The following is a 19,923-nucleotide window of genomic DNA, read 5'->3' as shown; positions in this document are numbered from 1 at the left end:
CGGCGGCTCACATGTGCGGCACGTCGCCGGGGATGGCGTAGAAGGTGGGGTGCCGGTAGACCTTGTCGGCGCTCGGCGCGAAGAACGGGTCCTTCTCGTCCGGGCTGGTCGCGGCGATGTGGTCGGAGCGGACCACCCAGATGCTCACGCCCTCGTTGCGGCGGGTGTACAGGTCGCGGGCGTGGCGCAGCGCCGTCTCGTCGTCGGCGGCGCGCAGCGAGCCCACGTGCACGTGGTTGAGGCCCCGCTTGCTGCGGACGAACACCTCGTACAGCGGCAGGTCGGTCATCCTGCCACCTCCTGCGGCTCGCGCGCGGCCCGCGCGGCGGCCTTGCGGGCGTGCGCGGCGGCGGCCTCGCGCACCCAGGCGCCGTCCTCGTGCGCGGCGCGCCGGCGGGCCAGCCGCTCGGCGTTGCACGGGCCGTCGCCGCTGATGACCCGCTGCAGCTCAGACCAGTCGATCGCGCCGAAGTCGTGGTGGCCGCGCTCGGGGTTCCAGCGCAGCTCCGGGTCGGGCAGCGTCACCCCGAGCACGGCGGCCTGCGGCACGGTCATGTCGACGAACCGCTGCCGCAGCTCGTCGTTGGTGTGCCGCTTGATCTTCCAGGCCATGGACCTCGCCGTGTTCGGCGAGGCGTCGTCCGGCGGGCCGAACATCATCAGCGACGGCCACCACCAGCGGTCCACCGCGTCCTGCACCATGGCCCGCTGGTCGGCGGTGCCCTTCATCATGGTCAGCAGCAGCTCGTAGCCCTGCCGCTGGTGGAAGGACTCCTCCTTGCAGATCCGGATCATCGCCCGGGCGTAGGGCCCGTAGGAGCTGCGGCACAGCGGCACCTGGTTGCAGATCGCCGCGCCGTCCACCAGCCAGCCGATCACCCCGACGTCGGCGTAGCCCAGCGTCGGGTAGTTGAAGATCGACGAGTACTTCTGCCGGCCCTCGATCAGCTTGTCGGTCAGCTCGGCCCGGTCGGCGCCGAGCGTCTCGGCAGCCGAGTAGAGGTAGAGCCCGTGGCCCGCCTCGTCCTGCACCTTGGCCAGCAGGATCGCCTTGCGGCGCAGCGACGGCGCCCGGGTGATCCACTCGCCCTCGGGCTGCATCCCGATGATCTCCGAGTGGGCGTGCTGGGCGATCTGCCGGACCATGGTCGCCCGGTAGCCGTCCGGCATCCAGTCCCGGGGCTCGATCCGCTGGTCGCGGGCGATCGTGCGGTCGAAGTGCCCCTCGAGGTCAGCCATCCGCCGCCTCCCCATTACCGAACATTCGGTCGGTTAATAGTCTGGCTCACACCCCCCGCCGGCGCAACCCCGGCCCTGGCGAGCCGGACCACCGCCCGGCCGCGGGTCCGGGCCGCACGGCCGGGTCAGCGGAAGGCCGGGATACCGGTGATGGCCTGTCCGAGGACCAGGGTGTGGATCTCCTCGGTGCCCTCGTAGGTCGCCACCGACTCCAGGTTCGCCATGTGGCGGATCACCGGATATTCCAGGGTGATGCCGTTGGCGCCCAGCAGCCCGCGCGCCTCGCGCGCCACCCGCAGCGCCTGGCGGACGTTGTCCAGCTTGCCGGCGCTGACCTGGGCCGGCACCAGCCGCCCGGCGTCCTTGAGCCGGCCCAGGTGCACGGCCAGCAGCGCGGCGCGGTTGACGCTGACCGCCATCTCGGTGAGCTTGCGCTGCACCAGCTGGAATCCGGCCACCGGCCGGCCGAACTGGACGCGGGCCAGGGTGTAGTCCAGGGCCGCCTCGTAGCACGCGCGGGCCGCGCCGGCCGCGCCGAACAGGATGCCGAACCGGGCCTCGTTCAGGCAGGACAGCGGGCCCTTCAGCCCCACCACCCCGGGCAGCACGGCGTCCGCCGGCAGCCGGACGTCCTGAAGCACCAGCTCGGAGGTGACCGAGGCGCGCAGGGACAGCTTCCCGGCCACGTCGCGGGTGCCGAACCCGGGCGTGCCGGCCGGGACGAGGAAGCCCCGCACTCCCTCCTCGGTCCGGGCCCACACCACGGCCAGGTCGGCGATGCCGCCGTTGGTGATCCACATCTTGGTGCCGTTCAGCACCCAGTCCGGGCCATCCCGCCGGGCCGTGGTCCGCATGCTCCCCGGATCGCTGCCGGAGTCCGGCTCGGTCAGGCCGAAACAGCCGATGACCTCGCCGGCGGCCATCCGCGGCAGCCAGGTCTCCTTCTGCTCGGCCGACCCGTAGGCGTGGATCGGGAACATGGCGAGCGAGCCCTGCACCGAGACGAAGCTGCGCAGGCCGCTGTCCCCCGCCTCCAGTTCCAGGCAGGCCAGTCCGTAAGGGACCGCGCCGGTGCCGGCGCAGCCGTACCCGGACAGATGCATGCCGAGCAGCCCGATGGCCCCGAGGTCCTTGGCGAGCTCGCGCGGGAACGCGCCCCGGTCGAACCAGGTGCCCACCTCGGGCAGCACCCGCTCGCGAACGAAGCGGCGAACGGTGTCGCGGACGGCCCGCTCCTCGTCGTCGAGCAGCCAGCCGACGTCGAGCAGGTCGCGCGGGTCGGGGGCGGCCGGCGGCCGTCCCGGCGTGCCGGTCGTTTCCTGCGTTCCAGGCTTTGCCATGTCGTACCTCGCTTTTCGTCAGGCCAGGCCGGCCGGGCGGATGTCGTCCAGCCGCGCAACGCCCCGGTCGATCACCACGGCGCCGTCGCCGCGGAGCGTCTGGAACAGCACGGCCCGGCCGTCCCGCCACAGCCGGACCTCCAGCGCGTCGCCCGGCACGACCGGGCCGCGGAACCGGCCGCCGAGCGTGGCGAGCCGGTCAGGGTCGCCACCGCAGGCCGCGGCCACCAAGGCGCGGGCGGTGAAGCCGTAGGTGCACATGCCGTGCAGGATCGGCCGGTCGAACCCGGCGCGGGCGGCGAAGCCCGGGTCGGAGTGCAGCGGGTTGCGGTCACCGGTCAGCCGGTAGAGCAGCGCCTGCTCCGGCCGGGTACGAAAACGCACCACCTCGTCCGGCTCGCGCGCCGGCGCCTCCCACGGCTCGGCGGTGCCGCGCGGGCCACCGAAGCCGCCCGCGCCGCGGATGAAGGCCGCCGACCGGGTGGAGAACAACGGCGCGCCGGTCGCCGGGTCCACCGCGCGCACCCCGGTCCACACCACGGCGCCGGTCCCCTTGTCGTGCACGGCGAGCACCTCGGCGGTCAGCCGTGCACGCCCGGCGACCGGCAGCGGCGCCCGCAGCTCCAGGTGCTGCTCGGCGTGCAGCAGCATCGCGCGGTCGTAGGTGCCGACGTCCGGGCGCGGCACCCGCTGGGAGAGCAGCGCGGCGAAGGACGGGAGCGCGCGCTGTGGCACGCCCTCGGTGTTCTCGGTGGTCAGCGCCAGCTCCGCCGCCGGGTCATGGCCGGCGCCGACCGCCACGGCGTACAGCAGCGCGTCACGGGACTCCCACGCGACGTCCAGCGGCTCGCCGGTCCTGCCCACCGCCGCCGGGTCCAGCCCCACGTCAGCCCGCCGCCTCGGGCAGCCGGGGGTTGCGCACCGCCTGGGCCAGGAGCTTGCGCACCTCGCCGTCGACCTCCTCGGCGCGCCACAGCCGGGGCAGCGTCGCGGTGGGACCGACCCGCCACCCCTCGTACACGCCGATGGTGCCGCCGCGGGCGTCGAAGACCTGGCCGGTCACCCCGGCCGACCGCTCGCTGCCCAGCCAGGCGACCAGCGGCGAGATGGCGGCCGGGTCGTAGGGGTCGAGGTCGCCGTCGGCCTCGGCCATCAGCCCTTCGGTCATCCGGGTCCGCGCACCGGGGGCGACCGCGTTGACGGTGACGCCGTAGGGCGCGAGCTCCATGGCGGCGACGATGGTGAACCCCGCGATGCCGGCCTTGGCCGCCCCGTAGTTGCTCTGGCCGATGTTGCCGAGCAGCCCGGAGGAGGACGAGGTGTTGACCAGGCGCCCGGCGACCCGCTCGCCCGCCTTGGCTCGCCGCCGCCAGTGCCGGGCGGCCGCCCGGGACGGCGCGAACGTGCCCTTCAGGTGCACGCGCAGCACGTCGTCCCACTCCTCCTCGGCCATGTTCACCAGGGTGCGGTCGCGCAGGATGCCGGCGTTGTTCACCAGCACGTCCAGCCGGCCGAACCGGTCGATCGCGGTGGCGACCATCTCCTCGGCCGCCGCCACGTCCGACACGTCGCCGTGGTCGGCCACCGCCTGTCCCCCCATCGCGGCGATCTCCGCCACGACCTCGTCGGCGGGCGTGCCCGAGCCGCCCGAGCCGTCGCGCCGCACGCCGCGGTCGTTGACCACCACCGTGGCGCCCTGCCGGGCGAACTCCAGCGCGTGGTGGCGGCCGATGCCGTTGCCGGCACCGGTCACGATCACCACGCGTCCCTCACACAACCTCGACATCGCTCCTCCATCCCCAGGTCCTGCTCCGACCGGCCGCGCGCCGCGGCCGTCCCCGCCGCCTCACCCGGCGGCCTCCGCCGCGCCGAGCACCAGCACCCCGGCGCTCATGAACGAGCCGCCATTGCCGAGCACGACGCTGACACGCACCCCGTCGACCTGGGCCGCCGCCTCGCCGCGCACCTGGCGCACCGACTCCTGGATGGCGAACATGCCGTACATGCCGGTGTGGGTGTAGGCCAGGCCGCCCCCGTTGGTGTTCGTCGGCAGCCGCCCGCCGGGGGCCGTGTGGCCCTCCTCGACGAAGGAGAAGGACTCGCCTCGGCCGACGAAGCCCAGGTCCTCCAGCCCGTACAGCGGGACGTGCGCGAACGCGTCGTAGATCATCAGATGGTCCACGTCGGCGTGCGAGATCCCGGCCTCGGCGAACGCGGCCCGGCCGGCGTCGCGGAACGCCCGGGAGGAGGTCAGGTCCGCCATCTGCGAGATCGCCGGCGACTCACCGGCCTCGCCCGCCCCGAGCAGGTGCACCGGCGGTCTCGGCCGGTCGGCGGCCCGGTCCCGGGAGGTGACCACGATGGCGGCGCCGCCATCGGTGACCAGGCAGCACTCCAGCAGGTGCAACGGATAGGAGATCATCCTGGACGCCAGCACGTCCTCGACGGTGATCGGCTCGCGCAGCTTCGCCCGCGGGTTGCGGGCCGCCCAGCGGCGCTGGACGACCGGGACCATGGCCAGCTGCTCGGGGGTCATGCCGTAGCGCTTCATGTAACGGAGCACGCCGATGGGAAAGGTGGACGGTGCCAGGATCGCCCCGTAGGGCACCTCGAACTGCCCGCGCACCGACTGAGGCGCGGGCGCCCAGGGTTGCATGCCGATCCGGGACCGGCCGGACTCCCCGTGGGTGATCAGCACCGTGTGGCACAGCCCGGCCTCGATGGCGGCGGCGGCGTGCCGGACGTGCAGCATGAACGAGGCACCGCCGACCATGGTGCCGTCGAGGTACCCGGCACGGATGCCCAGCGTGTCGGCGACGTCGACCGGGCTCTCCCCGGCGCAGGCCACCCCGTCGATGTCGGCGGTGGTGAGTCCGGCGTCGCGCAGCGCGGCCAGGCCGGCCGCGGCGTGCAACTGCATGGCCGACATGTCGGGCACCCGGCCGATGCGCTCGGTCTCGGCGGCCCCGACGATGGCGACCCCGGGACGGCGGCTCACCGGGCGCCGCCCCGTGGCCGGAACTTCGGCACCGCGACGTCGCCGTGCCGGTCGAAGACGACCTCCAGCTCCATGTCGAGGACCAGGTGCTCGGGATCGTTCGGCACTTCCACTATGCCGGACATCAACCGCGGCCCCTCTTCCAGCTCGACCACCGCGACCGCGTACGGCACCTCATCCTCGAAGCCGGGCGCCGGGATGTGCGCGATGAGGTAGGAGTGCAGGGTGGCCCGCCCGCTCGCGGTGAACCACTCGATGTCGTCCGATGAGCAGACCGGGCAGTGCGGGCGCGGGTAGAGGAACGCCTCGCCGCACGGCCGGCAGCGGGGCACGCGCAGCTCGCCGGCCGCCGCGCCGTCCCAGTACGGGGCGGTGTCGGGGGTCGGCCGGGGCACCGGCTTGGGCCTGCCCTCATCGCCGGCCACGTCAGACCCCCGCCAGGGTGGCGACCCGCTCGCGGTAGAGGTCGGCGTCGCCGAAGAGGCCCGCGGAGGACGCCGCCCGCTTGAAGTACAGGTGGGCGTCGTGCTCCCAGGTGTAGCCGATGCCGCCGTGGATCTGTACCATCTCCGCCGCGATGGCCATGCCGGCGTCGGAGCAGACCGCCTTGGCGACCGCGGCCGCGATCGGCGCGTCCTCGTCGTCCCGGTCGATCGCGGCGGCCGCGTAGTAGGCCGCGGACCGGGCCGCCTCCAGGTGCAGCAGCATGTCGGCGCAGGTGAACTGCACCGCCTGGAACGAACCGATCGGCACCCCGAACTGGTGGCGTACCTTGGCGTACTCCACCGTCATCTCCAGGGCCCGGGCCGCCGCGCCCGCCTGCTCGCAGGCCAGCCCGGTCACCGCGACGTCCAGGACGCGGTCCAGCAGCCGCCGGGCGCGCTCGCCGGTCGCCACCGCCTGCGCCGGCACGCCGTCCAACGTGACCGACGCGAGCCGCCGCGTCGTGTCCAGGGCGGGCAGTTCCGTCACCGTGACCCCCGGGTGGCCGGGATCCACCGCGAGCAGCACGAGATCGCGGCCGTCCTGGCCGGCGGCGGCCGACACCAGCAGCAGGCCGGCCTCGGCGCCGTCCACGACGTGGGACTTGGCTCCGCCCACCTGCCAGCCGGCGCCGTCCCGCACCGCGACCGCGCGGGGCCGGCCCGCCCGCCACCCGACGCCCGGCTCGGCGTGCGCCAGGGTGGCGACCACCTCGCCGGCGGCGATCCGGGGCAGCCACCGGGCACGCGCTTCCTCGTCATCGCCGTGCAGCAGCGCCGCGGCGGCCACGACGACCGTCGACAGGTAGGGCGAGCGCAGCAGGGTCCGCCCCATCTCCTCCAGCACCACCGACTGCTCGCGGAACCCGTACCCGGCCCCGCCGTACTCCTCCGGGATCGCCATGGCGTGCAGGCCGAGATCCCGCGCCATCATCTTCCACAGATCGGTGTCGTACGGCTCGGCCGCCTCGGTCGCCGCGCGCAGCCGGTCGGGCGCCGCCCGTTCGGCCAGCAGCCGGCGTACGCCCGCGCGCAGCTCGTCCTGTTCCTCGGTGAACCCCAGCCTCATCGCGCCCTCCCGCTGATCTTCGGTGACCCGCCGGGCGCGGCGGCCAGCAGGGCGTCCAGCGCCTCCACCACCGTCCCGTCGACCCGCAGCGGGTTCACCTCGACTGACTCCCAACCATCGCCCCAGCTCAGCGCGGTGCCGGCCAGCGCCCGGACCGCCTCGGCGATCGCCCCGGCGTCTGCGTCCGGGGCGCCGCGCGCGCCGCGCAGCAGCGCCGCGCCACGCAGCTCGCCGAGCATCTCCAGCACCTCCGGCGTGCCGACCGGCAGCGGCCGGATCGCCACGTCCGCCAGCACCTCGACCAGCACGCCGCCGAAGCCCAGCACCAGGACCGGGCCCCACACGCGGTCCCGGCGCACGCCCGCGATCAGCTCGAGGCCGCCGGGCCGGAACGCGGTGACCAGCACGCCGTCGATCCGGGCCGCCGGGGCGCGGGCCGCTGCGGCCGACATCAGCGCCGCGTACGCGTCGGCCACCGCCACGTCGCCCTGGACCCCGAGCACCACGCCTCCGATATCGGACTTGTGGGCGATGTCGGGAGAGCAGATCTTCAGCACCACCCGGCCGCCGATCTCCCTGGCGGCGGCCACGGCGGCGGCCACGCCGCCGGCCAGGCGGTGCGGCACCACCGGCACGCCGCCGCGCGCCAGCAGGCCGAGCGCCACCGCCTCCGACCAGGGACCGGGCGGGAGCGGCGCCCGCCCGGCCGGCGGGTCCGCGCCGGCCTCCGTTCGCGACCCGGTGCCGGCCGCCGCCTCGGCCCCGGGGCCGGTGACCAGGCGGCGCCGGCGGGCGGTGTAGCGGACGGCGCCGGCGACGGCGCGCAGCCCCACCTCGATCCCTGGCAGCCGGACCAGGTCGAGCTCGGCGAACAGCTCGCGGGCGAAGTCGCCGAGCCCCACCGCCACCTCGTCCTGCAGCACGGCGGGCATCGGCAGGGCGTGCAGCGTCCCGGCGAGCCCGGCGAAGTGGGCGCGGTCCGCGGCGGACGGGGACCCGGGCGGCGAGACGAACGCCTGGAACAGCATCAGGTCGAACCGCCCGGCCCCGGCCCGGCCCACCACCTCCGCCGCGCGGGCCGGCAGTGCCGGGTCCACCGTCGCGTACCCGGTGACGTCCAGCGGGTTGGCCACGTGGGCGAACTCCGGCAGTATCGCGGTGAGGCCCCGCACCGCGGCCGGGGGCAGCGGCGGCAGGGTCAGGCCCTGCTCGGCGGCCTGGTCGGCCAGCAGTTCGCAGCTCCCGCCGGAGGCGGAGACGACCGCGAGCCGGCCACCGCCCGGGCGCAGCCCTCGGGCCAGCAGGTCGGTGGTGGCGAGCAGTTCCTCCAGCGAGGTGACCTCGACCACCCCGAGGCCGCGCAACACCGCCGAGGTGACGGCGGAGTCGCCGGTCAGCGCCCCGGTGTGCGACATCGCCGCGCTGCGCGCCGCCTCGCTGCGACCCACCGGCAGCACGACCAGCGGCCGGTCCAGCTCGACCGCCCGGTGTGCGAGCGCGCGGAAGGCGGCCGGGTCGCGGAAGGCTTCCAGGAACAGCCCGACCGCACCGGTCTCCGCGCGCTCCACCAGGTAGCGGGCCACATCGGTGCAGGAGAGCACGGCCTCGTTGCCGGTGTTGGCCAGCAGGCCGACCCCGACGCCCCAGGACCGGGCCAGGCAGAGCAGTGGTTTCATCAGCCCGCCGGACTGCAGGACGAACGAGGCGCGGCCCGGGGCGGGCAGCGGGGGCAGCCGGAGGCCGAAGGGCACGACCCCGCCCGCGACGTCCACGAAGCCGTTCCCGTTCGGCCCGAGCACGCGGATGCCGGTCTCCGCGGCCACCTCGACCAGCTCGCGCTGCGCGGCCCGGCCGTCCGGCGTCTCGCCGAACCCGGCGGTCAGTACGATCGCGGCGCCGGCGCCGCAGCCGGCCGCCTCGCGCAGCACCCGCGGCACGGTGTCGCGCGGCGACATGATGTACGCCAGGTCGACCGGCTCGCCGATCGCGGCCAGCGACGGCGCGGACCGGACACCGTGCACCCGGTCACGGCGCGGGTTGACGCAGTGCACCGCGATGTCCGGGGAGTGGTGGCGCAGGTTGGCGAAGGTGTTGACCGACCACATGGAGCGTTCCGTGGCGCCGACCAGCGCGACCGAGCGCGGCCGGAACAGCGGCGCGAGGTCCGGCGAGGCGTCCGGTCCGGCGCCGGGCCAGGCCGCGGCGCCGGCGGCCGGCCGGGCGTCCGGTGCGGGACCGCGCGCGTCCGGCGGGCTCGCGGGCCGGGAGGGCGGGGCCGGCATGTCAGGACGACTTCGGAAGGCCGAGCACGCGCTCGGCGACGATCCGGCGCTGCACCTCGCTGGTGCCGGCGAAGATCGTCTCAGCCCGGCTGGTGAGGAAGGTCTTCTGCCACCGGGTGAGCGGGTAACCCTCCCCCGGCGGGCGCACCAGACCTTCGGCGCCCTCGATCTCCATGGCGATCTCCCCCAGCCGGCGGTGGTACTCGCTCCACACCAGCTTGGTCAGCGAGGCCTCCGCGCCGGGCCGGCCACCGGCGGCGAGCGAGGCGAGGACGCGCCGGCCGGTCGCCTTCATGACGTGCACCTGGCAGTAGGCCCAGGCGAGATCCTGGCGAACCAACGGGTCGGTGTCCCGGCCAAGCTCGCGGGCCCGTGCCACCAGGGCCCGCCACTCCTCCTCGTACTCAAGGTGTTGCACGGCGGCCACCGCGCCGCGCTCGCTGCCGAGCGTGGTCATCGCGGCCCGCCAGCCGTTGTTCAGCCCGCCGATGACGTTGAACAGCGGGGCGCGCGCGCCGTCGATGTACTCCTGGCAGAACGCGTCCTCGCCCGACATGGTGACCAGCGAGGTGACGGTGATCCCGTTGTCCTTCATCGGCACCAGCACGTACGAGATGCCCTTGTGCTTGGGTGCGGCCGGGTCGGTGCGGCACAGCAGGAACAGGGTGTCGGCCAGGTGCGCCCGGGAGGTCCAGATCTTCTGCCCGGTGATGACGATCTCGTCGCCGGCCACCACGCCGCGCGTGGTCACCGCCGCGAGGTCGGAGCCGGCGTCCGGCTCGGAGAACCCCTGGCAGTAGCGGTCCTGGCCGCTGACCACCCGGGGCAGGAAGTACGCCCTCTGCTCGGGGGTGCCGTGCGCCAGGATGGCCGGCCCGGCCAGCCGCTCCCCCATGCCCCGGGTGACCCGGGGCATCCCGGCCCGCGCGAACTCCTCGGCGAGGACGGCCATCTCCAGCTCGCCGAGCCCGCGTCCGCCGTACTCGGCGGGCCACTGCGGGCAGACCAGCCGGGCCGCCAGCGACGCCTGCTCGAAGGCCTGGAAGTCGTCGTGCAGCGGCGACTCCGGGTTGCGCCAGACCTCGCGCTCCAGGTCGTACTCGCCCATCCCCGCCAGGGACGGGCGGCGGTGCTCGCCGAGCCATTCCCGCAGCTCGGCCCGCAGCCGGTCGAGCCGTCCGTCACCGGAGTCGATCGTCACGGGGCCTCCCAAATTCGTACCGGCTGGTTGGTATCAAGTAATACCCCGCCGGTCACCGCTTTGTCGAGGGGCGCCGCGGTCACCCGGCCGGCCCGGCCGGAGCATCGCCAGCCCCAGCAGCGCCACGGCCAGGCAGGCCAGGCCGGAGCCGGCCAGGGCGGGGCGCACCCCGGCGAGGCCGGCGAGCCGGCCGAAGACCGGCCCGCCGACCGGTGCCCAGAGGAAGAACACGATCACGTACCACGCCATCAACCGGCCCTGCACGTCGGCGGGCGAGCGCAGCTGCAGCGCCGAGATGGCGGAGGTGCCGAAGATCTGCATCGTCACGCCGGCCAGGAACAGCCCCGCGCCCATCGCCAGGCCGGTGGGCAGCGCGGCCACGGCCACCGTGACCGCGCAGAACGCGGCCGACCACCACAGTAGCCCGCGGTCACCCGAAGCACCGCGGGTGACGGTCACCAGCCCTGCCCCGGCCACGCCGCCGAGGCCGATCATCGCGGTCAGCATGCCGAACGTCCCGGCGGCGCCGCGCGCGGTGGGATCCAGCAGCAGGGGCACGGCGAGCTGCAGGTGGGCGATGCCCACTCCGAGCAGGAAGCCGCCCAGCATCGGAACCAGGTACGCCCGGCGCCACCGGCCGCGCAGGCCCGGCGCGCCTCCTGATACCACGGGGTCCGGCGCGGGTGGCGGCCGTACCCGCCACAGCGCCGCGCAGGCGCCGGCCCCCAGTACCGCGACGGCGGCGAACACGGTGGCGGTGCCGTGCCAGGCGATGAGCCCGCCGGCCAGGGCCGGCCCGGCGACCCGGGCGAGCTGGAAGACCGCGCCGTTCACCCCGACCGCCGGGGCCAGCAGCTCGGACGGCACTAGTTGCCGGGGGTAGGCCAGCCGGACCGGGGCGTCCAGCGCGCCGGGGACGCCGAGCAGCAGGGCGAAGGCGTAGGCGATCGGCAGCGTGGCGGCGCCCCGGGCGACCAGCAGGGCCAGCACGGCGGCCGCCAGCACCACCGCGGACTGGGTCAGCAGCATCATCCGGCGCTTGTCGAAACGGTCGCCGAGCGCGCCGCCGCCGAGCCCGAGCACGATCATCGGGATGAACTGCAGGCCGGTCACCACGCCGACCGCCACTCCGTCGCCCTTGGTGATCTGCACGACCAGCCAGACGTGCGTGGTGCGGTGCATCCACATCGCCGCGTTGCCCAGCGCCTGCGAGGCGATGAACGCCCGGTACCCGGGCAACGCGAGTGCCGTCAGCGGTGCCCCGCCCCGCCCCGTCACCGCCCCGTCACCGGCCCGCGTGCCGCCCGAGCAGCGGCAGCACCTCCTCGCCGAGCCGGGCCAGCAGATCGTCGACGTCCAGGCCCACCGCCGGGATCACCACGCCGTCGACGCCGCGGCCCGAAAGCTCCCGCAACCCGGCGGCGACCTGCGCGGCGGTGCCCGCGATCGCGAACCGCTCGGCGAGCGGTTCGCGCAGGCCGAGCCGCTCCACCAGCGCGGCGTTGGGGTTCCCGGTACGGTGGCCGTGCGCCGCGTAGTCGTAGCGGGCCCGCAACGTGGCCACTCCAGCCGCCACCTCGGGCGGCAGCCCGCGCGCTTCGCCCGGCACGCGGAAGACATGGTTGGCACCGGATGCGAGCAACGGCAGCAACCCGGCCAGCGCCGTCTCCCGGTCACCGGCCACCGCGACCCGGGCCACCGCCCACAGCGGCACCGACCCGGGCGCGCGTCCGGCCCGGCGCTCGCCGGCGGCCACGGCGGTCCGGGCGCGCCGGACGGCCTCCGCGGTGATCCCGGCGCCGGAGACGACCAGATCGGCCATCGCCCCGCCGAGCGCGAGCGTACGCGGGCCGTTGGCCGCGACCACCAGCCGCCACGGCCGGTCCGGCCCCGGCACGCCGGCCGCCGGCCAGTGCTCCCGGAGCCGGCCGAGGCCGGCCGCGAGTCCGGCCACGCCCGCCCCGGCGGCGCCGGCCAGGGCGCTGTCGCCCCCGCCGACCCCGGCGAAGACCCGGCCGCCGGCGATCTCGTCCACCGAGTGCAGCGCCCGCGCGGTGACCTGCGGGGTCCGCGTCACGACGTTGGTGACCATCGGGCCGATCCGCAGCCGGGCCGGCACCTGCGCGGCGACGGTGAGCGCGACGTGGACGTCGTGATAACCCGGCGAGTCCCCGATGCCGAGGGCGGCGAACCCGGCACGCTCGCAGGCCGCCACCCGGCGGCGCAGCACGGCCAGGTCGTCGGGTGCCAGGGTGACCATGATCTGCACGGCGGCTCAGCCCGCGGGCAGCGGGCGGGCCCACTGGTCCAGGTAGGTGACCTCCGCCACCGGCCGGCGGGCCGCCGGGCGGAAATCCGTACCGAGCGTGTAGGCGACCGGTAGCAACGCGCACTGCGTCACGCCGTCCGGGATGCCGAGGATGCGGGTCACCTCCGCCGGATCCCGCAGGTGCAGCGTCGTGATGATCGAGCCGAGCCCGTGCGAGCGCAGGGCGAGCTGGAAGGACCATACGGCGGGGAAGACCGAGCCGTACACGGCGGCGGCGATCTTCGGACTGCGGTTCGGCCGGGTGGCGCAGGCGAGCACCAGCCACGGTGCCCGCCCGATGTTCTCGGCGAGGTAGGCGGCCCCGGCGTAGACGCGGGCCCGCCGGCGCCGGGCCGCGCCGTCCAGATCGTGACCGGCATCCTGGGCGCCGTCCCGATCGTGCCCAAGGTCCTGGGCACCGTCCCGGCCCAGGTCCCTGCCCCGCTCCGGGTCGCTGCCCGGCGGACCGGCCCGCATGGTGGCCCCGGCCTGGAGCGCCGGCAACCGGGGCCGGACGTGCAGGTCGAACAGGCGCCGGTATTCCTCGCCGATGCGCGCCCGGGTCGCCGGGTCGCCGACCAGGACGAAACGCCAGTCCTCGGCGTCCCCGCCGGTCGGCGCCTGCAGGGCCAGACGCAGGCAGTCGAGCACGAGTTCGCGTGGTACCGGACGTGCCAGGTCGAGCCGGCGGCGTACCGCGCGGGTCGTGGTCAGCACCGTCTCCAGGTCGGTGATCAGCGGCTCGCGCACCGGGCCGGCCGGCTTCTGCGTGCCGGGCTCCGCCATGGCGCCTCCTTCCTCTGCTTCGGGTTCCTCATGGTCCGTCACGTGGTCCCGCCGGTCCGGACGCCGCCGGCGGCCCCCACCACAGGTGGCCCCGCTCCAGGCCGCGGGCGATGAGGTCGAGCTGGATCTCCGAGGTACCCTCGACCACGGTCAGGGTGCGCGCGTCGCGGTACATGCGCTCGGCCGGATGCCCGGCGACCGCGCCCGCGGCGCCGAAGATCTGGGTCGCCAGCCCGGAGACGCGTACCGCGCACTCGGTGGCGTGCAGCTTGGCGACGGCGAGGCGGGCGGCGGACTCCGGGCCGGCCGTACCGGCCGCCACCAGGCCGGCCGCCTGGTAGGTCAGCGCGCGGGCCGCCTCGACGTCGGCGGCGGCCCGGGCCAGCTCCCACCGGATCCCTTGCTGCCGGATCAGCGCGGTTCCGTTCACCCGGCGCTCACCGGCGTACCGGACCGCGGCCATGAGCGCGGCCTCGGCCAGGCCGAGCCCGCGTGCGGCGACGACCGGCCGCATGGTCGCCAGGGCGCCCAGCAGCGGGCCGAGCCCGTCGATGCCCGGCAGCGCCGCGCCGCCGGGGACCGGTACCCCGTCCAGCAGGAGGTCGCCCAGGCTCATGCCGCGCACCGAGGACCGGGCGTGCGACCGGACGGCCACCCCTGGGGCGTCCCGCTCGACCACGAAGGCGCGCAGCGCGCCGGCCCGCCGGTCGGCCGGGTCGGCGGTGGTCGCGACGACGACGTACCAGTCGGCCTCGGCCGCGCCGGAGATCCAGCTCTTGTGCCCGGTGAGCCGCCAGCCGCCCCCGTCCGGCTCGGCGCGGGCGGCGATGCCGAGCACGTCGCTGCCGGCCTGCGGCTCCGACATGCAAAAGGCCCCCCGTGCGCGTCCGGCACCGAGCGGGACCAGCAGCCGGCGCCGCTGCTCCGGGGTGCCGCCGGCCAGCAGCGGCGCCGCGGGCAGCCGGGACAGCAGCAACATCAGGCCGGCCGCGCTGGAGTACTGGGCCATCACCTCGGTGGCGTGGGTCAGGGCGACGATCCCCCGGGGGCCGGTCCGCGGGCCGCCGAGTTCGGGCGGCAAGGTGAGGGCGAACAGCCCTTCGGCGGCGAACCGGTCGTACACGTCCACCGGATACCGGCCGGTCTCGTCGATCGCCGCCGCCCGGGGCCGCACCGCGTCGGCGGCGATCGCGTGCAGCCGCGCCCGGAACGCCGCATGCTCAGGCGACGCCATCGCGGCCGGCCGCGGCGCGGCGGCGGGTTCCGGTGGCGCCGCCTCAGGCGACACCGACGTACCGCCCGCCGAGGAAGACGAGCGGGACCTCGCCGGTGCCCGAGCCGAGACGGGTGACCCGCCCGATCGCGATGCTGTGGTCGCCGGCCGCGTGCTCGGCCTCCAGGTCGCACTCCAGCCACGCCACCACGTCGTCCAGCCGCGGGGCACCGTTGCCGGCGACCGACCAGGAGAGCCCGGCGAACTTGTCGGGCCGCTTGCTGGCGAAGACGGCGCAGACATCCTGCTGGTCGCCGGCCAGCACGCTCACGCAGAAGCGGCCGGTCGCGCGGATCTTCGGCCAGCTGGTGGAGGTCGCCCCCGGGCAGAAGGCGATCAATGGCGGATCCAGCGAGACGGAGGTCAGCGTGCCGATCGCCAGCCCGACCGGCTCCCCGCCCGCCGTCATGCCGGCCACCACCGCGACGCTGGTGGGCACGCTGCCCATCACGCTACGGAAGAGCGTGCCCGAAATCGGGGCCGGGACCACGGCCGGGACCACGGCGGGCCGGACGGCGCCGTCGCGGCGCGGCAGCTGGCCGGCGGCCGGGCGAGAGTCGACCGGGCACCAGGAACCGGTGATCGGGCCGGTCATCGCGCGGCCTCCTCAGGCCGGGCGCCGGTGGGGGTCTGCGGGCCGCTGGGAGCCGGGTCGGCGGCGGCGAGGGCGGCGCGCATGAGCTTGCCGGCCTCGCTGCGCGGCAACGAGGCCACGAAGGCCACCCGCCGGACGCACTTGAAGTGCGCGAGCCGGTCGCGGCACCACTCGACCAGTTCCTCGGGGGGCACCGGCTCACGGGTCACGACGAACGCTTTGGGCACCTCGCCGAGCCGCGGGTCCGGGACGCCCACCACGGCGACGTCGGCCACCGCGGGGTGCCGTCGCAGCACCGCCTCCACCTCCCCGGGCCACACCTGGAAGCCGCCGGTCTTGATGACCTCCCTGATCCGCCCGACCAGGTACAGCACGCGGTCGGCGTCCAGGTGGCCGACGTCGCCGGAGCGCACCCAGCCGTCCCGCACCAGCGGTGCCTCGTCGCCACCACCGTCGGCGTATCCCTTGGTGCGGGTGGACCTGACCCAGATCTCGCCAGGGGTGCCGGGGGGAAGGGCCCGGCCCCGCTCGTCGCGGACCTCCAGCTCGACGCCGTCGTAGACGCGGCCGACCGAGCCCGGCCGCCAGCGCCCCTCGCGCACGTCCCTGGAGTGCCAGCCGGCGACGTGGCCGAGCTCGGCGGAGCCGTAGTTGGACGTCACGGTGACACCGAAGCGTTCCTCGAACCGCACCTTCAGCTCCGGGTCCAGCCGCTGGCCCGCGACCAGGACGGTGCGCACCGAGGAGAGGTCGGGAGACTCGGCGGCGTGCGTCAGGTCGTAGACCATGGTGGGCAGCAGGAACAGGTTGTCCACCCGGTGGCCCGGCACCAGCCGGGCGACGCGGTCCACCGAGAACCGCTCGACCAGCAGCACGGCCCGGCCGACGTGCCAGGCGAACAGCAGCGACTGGATGCCGCCGCCGTGGAACAGCGGCAGCAGCACCAGGTTGGGCGGCACATCCTCGGCGGCGAGGTCGTACAGTCCGTCCGGGGGCGGCGTACCCCGTTTCTGCGCCCGGGCCAGGGTCGCCATCGAAGCGTGGGTGCCGGCGTGGGTGACGGCCACCGCCTTGGGCAGCCCGGTGGAGCCGCCGGTGAACAGCACCAGCCCTTCCTCGTCCGCGGCGGGATCAGGCGCGGCCACGCCGGGCACGGCGGCGGCGCCGGGGACGCGTGCCGCCTCACCGGCCGAGCGCAGCACGTCGAGGAGGACGACCGGGACGCCGGCGACGGGCAGCCGGGCCGGGTCGGCCACCACCAGGGCGGGCGCGGTCTTACGCACGCAGGAGCCGACCTCGTCGGCGGTGTAGAGGCCGCTCATCGGGACCGGGACCAGGCCGGCCTTCCAGCAGCCGGCCAGGCCGAGGACGAGCTCGGGACCGTTGGCGAGGTGGAGGCCCACCCGGGCGCCCCGGGCCGCTCCCCGGGCGGACAGGTCGCGGGCGACCGCGGCGGCCGCCCGGTCGAGCTGGCGGTAGGTCCAGGTGCGGCCGTCCTCGTGGATCAGCCCGACCCGGTCCGGCGATCGGCTCGCCCGGGCTTCCAGATCATGTGCCAGGTTGCGCGCCAACGGTTCCACCTCTTCGGCCTGGAGCAATTTCATACCAACTAGTCGGAATTTTATGGCACCCGGAACGGCCTGTCCAGCCTCTGAGGTCAGTGCGCCCAGTCGAGCAACACGTCGAGCGCCTCCACCTGCTCGCCGCGCACCCACAGCGGGTTGATCTCGACGGCGCGCAGGTCCGGTCCGAGCGCGCCGGCCAGCCGCTGCACGCCCACGATCGCCGCGGTGACGGCGGGCAGGTCGGCCGGCGCCGACCCGCGGTACCCGCCGAGCAGCCGCGCCACCCGCAGCCCGGCCAGCATGCCGGGGATCTCCGTCTCGGCGACCGGCAGCGGCCGGACCACCACATCGTCCAGCAACTCGGCCAGCACCCCGCCCGACCCCACGGTCAACAACAACCCCCAGCGCGGGTCGTTCACCACGCTGACCAGCAACTCCACCCCGGGCGGCCGCATCGGCGCCACCAGCGCGCCATCCAGCGCCGCGCCGGGCAGGCGCGCGGACACCTCGGCCATCATGGCCGAGAACGCCTCGGACACCGCCGCCGGGCCGGCCAGCCCCAGCACCACGCCGCCCACGTCCGACTTGTGCGGCACGTCGTCGCTGACCACCTTCAGCACCACCGGAAAGCCCAGCTCGGCCGCGGCCCGCGCGGCCTCCCCCGCCGTGCGGACGCGGCGTTCCGGCGGCACCGGGACGCCGCACCGCGCCAGCAGCTCCGCCACGTCGCCGCGGCCGGCCCACGCCGGGACGGCGGCTGGACTCCGGTCCCGCAGCGCGCGCGGCAGGATCTCCGCGTACCGCGCCGCCCGGTCCAGCGCGGCCATCCCGGCGGCGATGCCCGGCAGGACGACGAGGTCGTTGTCCATGACGAGCTCCAGCGCGAACGGGCTCAGCGCGAACACCGCGCCGGTCTGCAGCACCACCGGGACGGTGGCACCGCGGACCGCCCCGGCGAGCCGCCGGAACCGGGCGCGCACCGCCTCCTCGTCCGGCCCGGGCCCGGCCGGCAGCACGACGGACTGCAGGATCAGCGCGTCGTGGTCGCCGGCGCCATGCCGGTCGACCAGCTCCGTAGCGGTGAACGGCAGGTCCGCCGCCTTGACCACGTACCCGGTGACGTCCAGCGGGTTGCGCACGTCGGCGAACGGGGGCAGCGCCGCCGCCAGCGCCCCGGCCAGCTCTCCGGAGAAAGGCGGCAGCGTGAACCCGAGCGGCTCGGCGGCGTCCGCGATGAGCTCGCAGGCTCCGCCGGACGCGGCGACCACGGCCAGCCGGCGCCCGCCCAGGCCGCGCGGGTGGTGGGCGAGCAGCGCCGCGGTCGCGACCAGTTCCTCCATCGAGCGCACCAGCACCACGCCGAGGTCCTCCAGCGCGGCGGCGGTGAGCGCGTGGTCACCGACCAGCGCCCCGGTGTGCGAGAGCGCCGCGGCGCGGCCGAGCGTGGACGTGCCGGCGTGCAGCGCGACGATCGGCTTGCCCCGCCCGGCGGCGCGCAGCGCCACCGCGCGGAACGCGGCCGGGTCGCGCACCGACTCCAGGAACACCGCGACGACGCCGGTGCCCTCGTCGTCGACCAGATGATCCAGCACGTCGGTGGCGGTGAGCACCGCCTCGTTCCCGGTCGTGGCGAGGAGGCTGAGGCCGATGCCCCAGCTGCGCGCCAGGCCGAGGACGTGGGTGGCCAGGCCGCCGGACTGCATGACCACCCCGACCCGCCCGGCGGGCAGATCCGCCGGCACCGGCAGGCCGAACAGCGTGACGCCGCCCGCGGGATTGACGAATCCGCTGACGTTCGGGCCGAGCAGCCGGGCGCCGCCGGCGGCGCACAGCTCCGCCAGGTGGCGCTGCCGCGTCCCGCCCTCCGCGCCCGCCTCGCCGAGCCCGGCCGACAGCACGACGAGGTCGCGGGTGCCGGCCGCGAGGGCGTCCCGCACCGCGCCGGCCACCCGGTCCGGGCCGACCATCACGAACGCCAGGTCGGCCGGCCGGTCCAGCGCGGCCAGGCTCGGGATCGCGGGCCGTCCGTGCACCGTGGCGCGCCGCGGGTTCACCAGGATCATCTCCTCCAACCCTGGAGACCGGTCGGCGCCCGCCAGCACCAGGCCGGTCCATCCGGAGGACTCGCTGGCGCCGATCAGCGCCACCCGCCGGGGGGTGAAGAAGCCGCGGAGGTCCGGCCCGGCGGTCCCCGCGGGCCGCCGGTCTCCACCGCCCGGTGCGCCGCCGTCCGCCTCGGTGCCGTTCATCGCGCTCCCCTCCCCGCCGGCCGCCTCAGGCGGCGGGCACCTCCGCGAACCGGGGCATCACTTCCCGGGCGAACAGCTTCACCGACTCGACGGTCCGGTCGTGCGACATGCCCAGCCAGAACGGGCGGCAGATGAGGTGGTTCACCCCCGAGTCCCGCAGCCGGCCGACCTTCTCGGCCACCGTGTCGGGATCGCCCACCAGGAACAGGTTCTCCCACATGTACTCGAACTTCTCGCGCTGGAAGGCGAGCTGCGGGTAGTCGGCGTAGTTGAAGTACTCCCGCTCGATGTACGGCCGCACCGTCTCCCGGGCGCGCTCGAGGTCCGGGCCGCAGAACACGTTCACCACCATCGGATACTCGCGGCCCTCGCGCGGCTTTCCGGCCCCGGCGAGCGCGTCGTCGTGGTTCTCCATCGCCTGGAGGTGCCAGCCGGGCTTGGGCGAGTTGCCAGGGATGATCCAGGCGTCGCCCAGCTCGGCGGCCTTGCGCACCGAGACGCGGCCGCCGGCGCCGATCCAGATCGGCGGGCCGCCC

At 75.6% G+C, this 19,923-nt stretch carries 18 protein-coding genes; all 18 read right to left on the bottom strand.

Going from position 1 to position 19,923, the window contains the following annotated elements; all coding sequences use genetic code 11:
* Nucleotides 1-7 precede the first annotated feature (7 nt).
* Entirely contained in the window at nt 8-289 is a 282-nt protein-coding gene (gene paaB / locus Sru01_RS17705; protein ID WP_203986764.1) for a 1,2-phenylacetyl-CoA epoxidase subunit PaaB, read from the bottom strand.
* The gene (gene paaA / locus Sru01_RS17700) at nt 286-1,239 is read right to left on the bottom strand and encodes a 1,2-phenylacetyl-CoA epoxidase subunit PaaA (protein WP_239137512.1); all 954 of its coding nucleotides are present in this window, start codon (nt 1,237-1,239) and stop codon (nt 286-288) included. The genes paaB and paaA overlap by 4 nt, the downstream gene beginning before the upstream one ends.
* Nucleotides 1,240-1,364: 125 nt before the next feature.
* On the bottom strand, nt 1,365-2,579 hold the full coding sequence (locus tag Sru01_RS17695; protein WP_203986759.1) for an acyl-CoA dehydrogenase family protein: 1,215 nt from the start codon (nt 2,577-2,579) through the stop codon (nt 1,365-1,367).
* A gap of 18 nt (nt 2,580-2,597) precedes the next feature.
* Nucleotides 2,598-3,464 carry a MaoC/PaaZ C-terminal domain-containing protein gene (locus Sru01_RS17690; protein ID WP_203986743.1) on the bottom strand — a complete coding sequence of 289 codons (867 nt, stop codon included), beginning with the start codon at nt 3,462-3,464 and terminating at the stop codon, nt 2,598-2,600.
* Between the two features lies 1 nt (nt 3,465).
* Nucleotides 3,466-4,365, bottom strand: a complete 900-nt coding sequence (locus tag Sru01_RS17685; RefSeq protein ID WP_203986740.1) for an SDR family oxidoreductase — start codon at nt 4,363-4,365, stop codon at nt 3,466-3,468.
* Nucleotides 4,366-4,425: 60 nt separating this feature from the next.
* On the bottom strand, nt 4,426-5,577 hold the full coding sequence (locus tag Sru01_RS17680; protein WP_239137511.1) for a thiolase C-terminal domain-containing protein: 1,152 nt from the start codon (nt 5,575-5,577) through the stop codon (nt 4,426-4,428).
* On the bottom strand, nt 5,574-6,002 hold the full coding sequence (locus Sru01_RS17675) for a Zn-ribbon domain-containing OB-fold protein (protein WP_203986725.1): 429 nt from the start codon (nt 6,000-6,002) through the stop codon (nt 5,574-5,576). Before Sru01_RS17675 ends, Sru01_RS17680 begins: the two co-directional genes overlap by 4 nt.
* A gap of 1 nt (nt 6,003) precedes the next feature.
* Nucleotides 6,004-7,128 carry an acyl-CoA dehydrogenase family protein gene (locus Sru01_RS17670; protein WP_203986710.1) on the bottom strand — a complete coding sequence of 375 codons (1,125 nt, stop codon included), beginning with the start codon at nt 7,126-7,128 and terminating at the stop codon, nt 6,004-6,006.
* Nucleotides 7,125-9,410 (bottom strand): acetate--CoA ligase family protein, encoded by a 2,286-nt coding sequence (locus Sru01_RS17665; RefSeq protein WP_203986707.1) that lies wholly within the window; start codon nt 9,408-9,410, stop codon nt 7,125-7,127. Before Sru01_RS17665 ends, Sru01_RS17670 begins: the two co-directional genes overlap by 4 nt.
* A 1-nt stretch (nt 9,411) precedes the next feature.
* Complete coding sequence (locus Sru01_RS17660) at nt 9,412-10,611, bottom strand: acyl-CoA dehydrogenase family protein (RefSeq protein ID WP_203986704.1); 1,200 nt, start codon at nt 10,609-10,611, stop codon at nt 9,412-9,414.
* Nucleotides 10,612-10,644: 33 nt separating this feature from the next.
* Nucleotides 10,645-11,889 (bottom strand): MFS transporter, encoded by a 1,245-nt coding sequence (locus tag Sru01_RS17655; protein ID WP_203986689.1) that lies wholly within the window; start codon nt 11,887-11,889, stop codon nt 10,645-10,647.
* 7 nt (nt 11,890-11,896) lie between these two features.
* Nucleotides 11,897-12,871: an LLM class flavin-dependent oxidoreductase gene (locus tag Sru01_RS17650; protein ID WP_239137515.1), complete on the bottom strand. Its 975-nt coding sequence runs from the start codon at nt 12,869-12,871 to the stop codon at nt 11,897-11,899.
* A 15-nt stretch (nt 12,872-12,886) separates the two neighbouring features.
* A complete protein-coding gene (locus tag Sru01_RS17645) occupies nt 12,887-13,705 on the bottom strand; it encodes a nitroreductase family protein (protein WP_203986683.1) in 819 nt (272 codons plus the stop codon).
* 28 nt (nt 13,706-13,733) lie between these two features.
* A complete protein-coding gene (locus Sru01_RS17640; protein WP_203986681.1) occupies nt 13,734-14,939 on the bottom strand; it encodes an acyl-CoA dehydrogenase family protein in 1,206 nt (401 codons plus the stop codon).
* Nucleotides 14,940-14,982: 43 nt separating this feature from the next.
* Complete coding sequence (locus tag Sru01_RS17635; RefSeq protein WP_203986662.1) at nt 14,983-15,573, bottom strand: flavin reductase family protein; 591 nt, start codon at nt 15,571-15,573, stop codon at nt 14,983-14,985.
* Entirely contained in the window at nt 15,570-17,177 is a 1,608-nt protein-coding gene (locus Sru01_RS17630) for a class I adenylate-forming enzyme family protein (RefSeq protein ID WP_203986649.1), read from the bottom strand. The genes Sru01_RS17635 and Sru01_RS17630 overlap by 4 nt, the downstream gene beginning before the upstream one ends.
* 53 nt (nt 17,178-17,230) lie before the next feature.
* A complete protein-coding gene (locus tag Sru01_RS17625; protein WP_203986646.1) occupies nt 17,231-19,387 on the bottom strand; it encodes an acetate--CoA ligase family protein in 2,157 nt (718 codons plus the stop codon).
* 25 nt (nt 19,388-19,412) lie between these two features.
* Nucleotides 19,413-19,923, bottom strand: a 511-nt coding sequence (locus Sru01_RS17620; protein WP_203986643.1) for an LLM class flavin-dependent oxidoreductase, incomplete at its 5' end; no start/stop codon positions are given.

The organism is Sphaerisporangium rufum (genome assembly GCF_016863395.1).
In the GTDB taxonomy this organism is placed as follows: domain Bacteria; phylum Actinomycetota; class Actinomycetes; order Streptosporangiales; family Streptosporangiaceae; genus Sphaerisporangium; species Sphaerisporangium rufum.
The sequence above is the reverse complement of the archived record's forward strand: the minus strand, read 5'-3'. Positions and strand labels throughout refer to the sequence as shown.

Excerpts from the sequence above, each read along its gene's own strand:
- paaB (WP_203986764.1), bottom strand. The coding sequence starts at position 289 with ATGACCGACCTGCCGCTGTACGAGGTGTTCGTCCGCAGCAAGCGGGGC.
- paaA (WP_239137512.1), bottom strand. The coding sequence starts at position 1,239 with ATGGCTGACCTCGAGGGGCACTTCGACCGCACGATCGCCCGCGACCAG.
- Sru01_RS17695 (WP_203986759.1), bottom strand. The coding sequence starts at position 2,579 with ATGGCAAAGCCTGGAACGCAGGAAACGACCGGCACGCCGGGACGGCCG.
- Sru01_RS17685 (WP_203986740.1), bottom strand. The coding sequence starts at position 4,365 with ATGTCGAGGTTGTGTGAGGGACGCGTGGTGATCGTGACCGGTGCCGGC.
- Sru01_RS17670 (WP_203986710.1), bottom strand. The coding sequence starts at position 7,128 with ATGAGGCTGGGGTTCACCGAGGAACAGGACGAGCTGCGCGCGGGCGTA.
- Sru01_RS17665 (WP_203986707.1), bottom strand. The coding sequence starts at position 9,410 with ATGCCGGCCCCGCCCTCCCGGCCCGCGAGCCCGCCGGACGCGCGCGGT.
- Sru01_RS17650 (WP_239137515.1), bottom strand. The coding sequence starts at position 12,871 with ATGGTCACCCTGGCACCCGACGACCTGGCCGTGCTGCGCCGCCGGGTG.
- Sru01_RS17645 (WP_203986683.1), bottom strand. The coding sequence starts at position 13,705 with ATGGCGGAGCCCGGCACGCAGAAGCCGGCCGGCCCGGTGCGCGAGCCG.
- Sru01_RS17640 (WP_203986681.1), bottom strand. The coding sequence starts at position 14,939 with ATGGCGTCGCCTGAGCATGCGGCGTTCCGGGCGCGGCTGCACGCGATC.
- Sru01_RS17635 (WP_203986662.1), bottom strand. The coding sequence starts at position 15,573 with ATGACCGGCCCGATCACCGGTTCCTGGTGCCCGGTCGACTCTCGCCCG.
- Sru01_RS17630 (WP_203986649.1), bottom strand. The coding sequence starts at position 17,177 with ATGAAATTGCTCCAGGCCGAAGAGGTGGAACCGTTGGCGCGCAACCTG.
- Sru01_RS17625 (WP_203986646.1), bottom strand. The coding sequence starts at position 19,387 with ATGAACGGCACCGAGGCGGACGGCGGCGCACCGGGCGGTGGAGACCGG.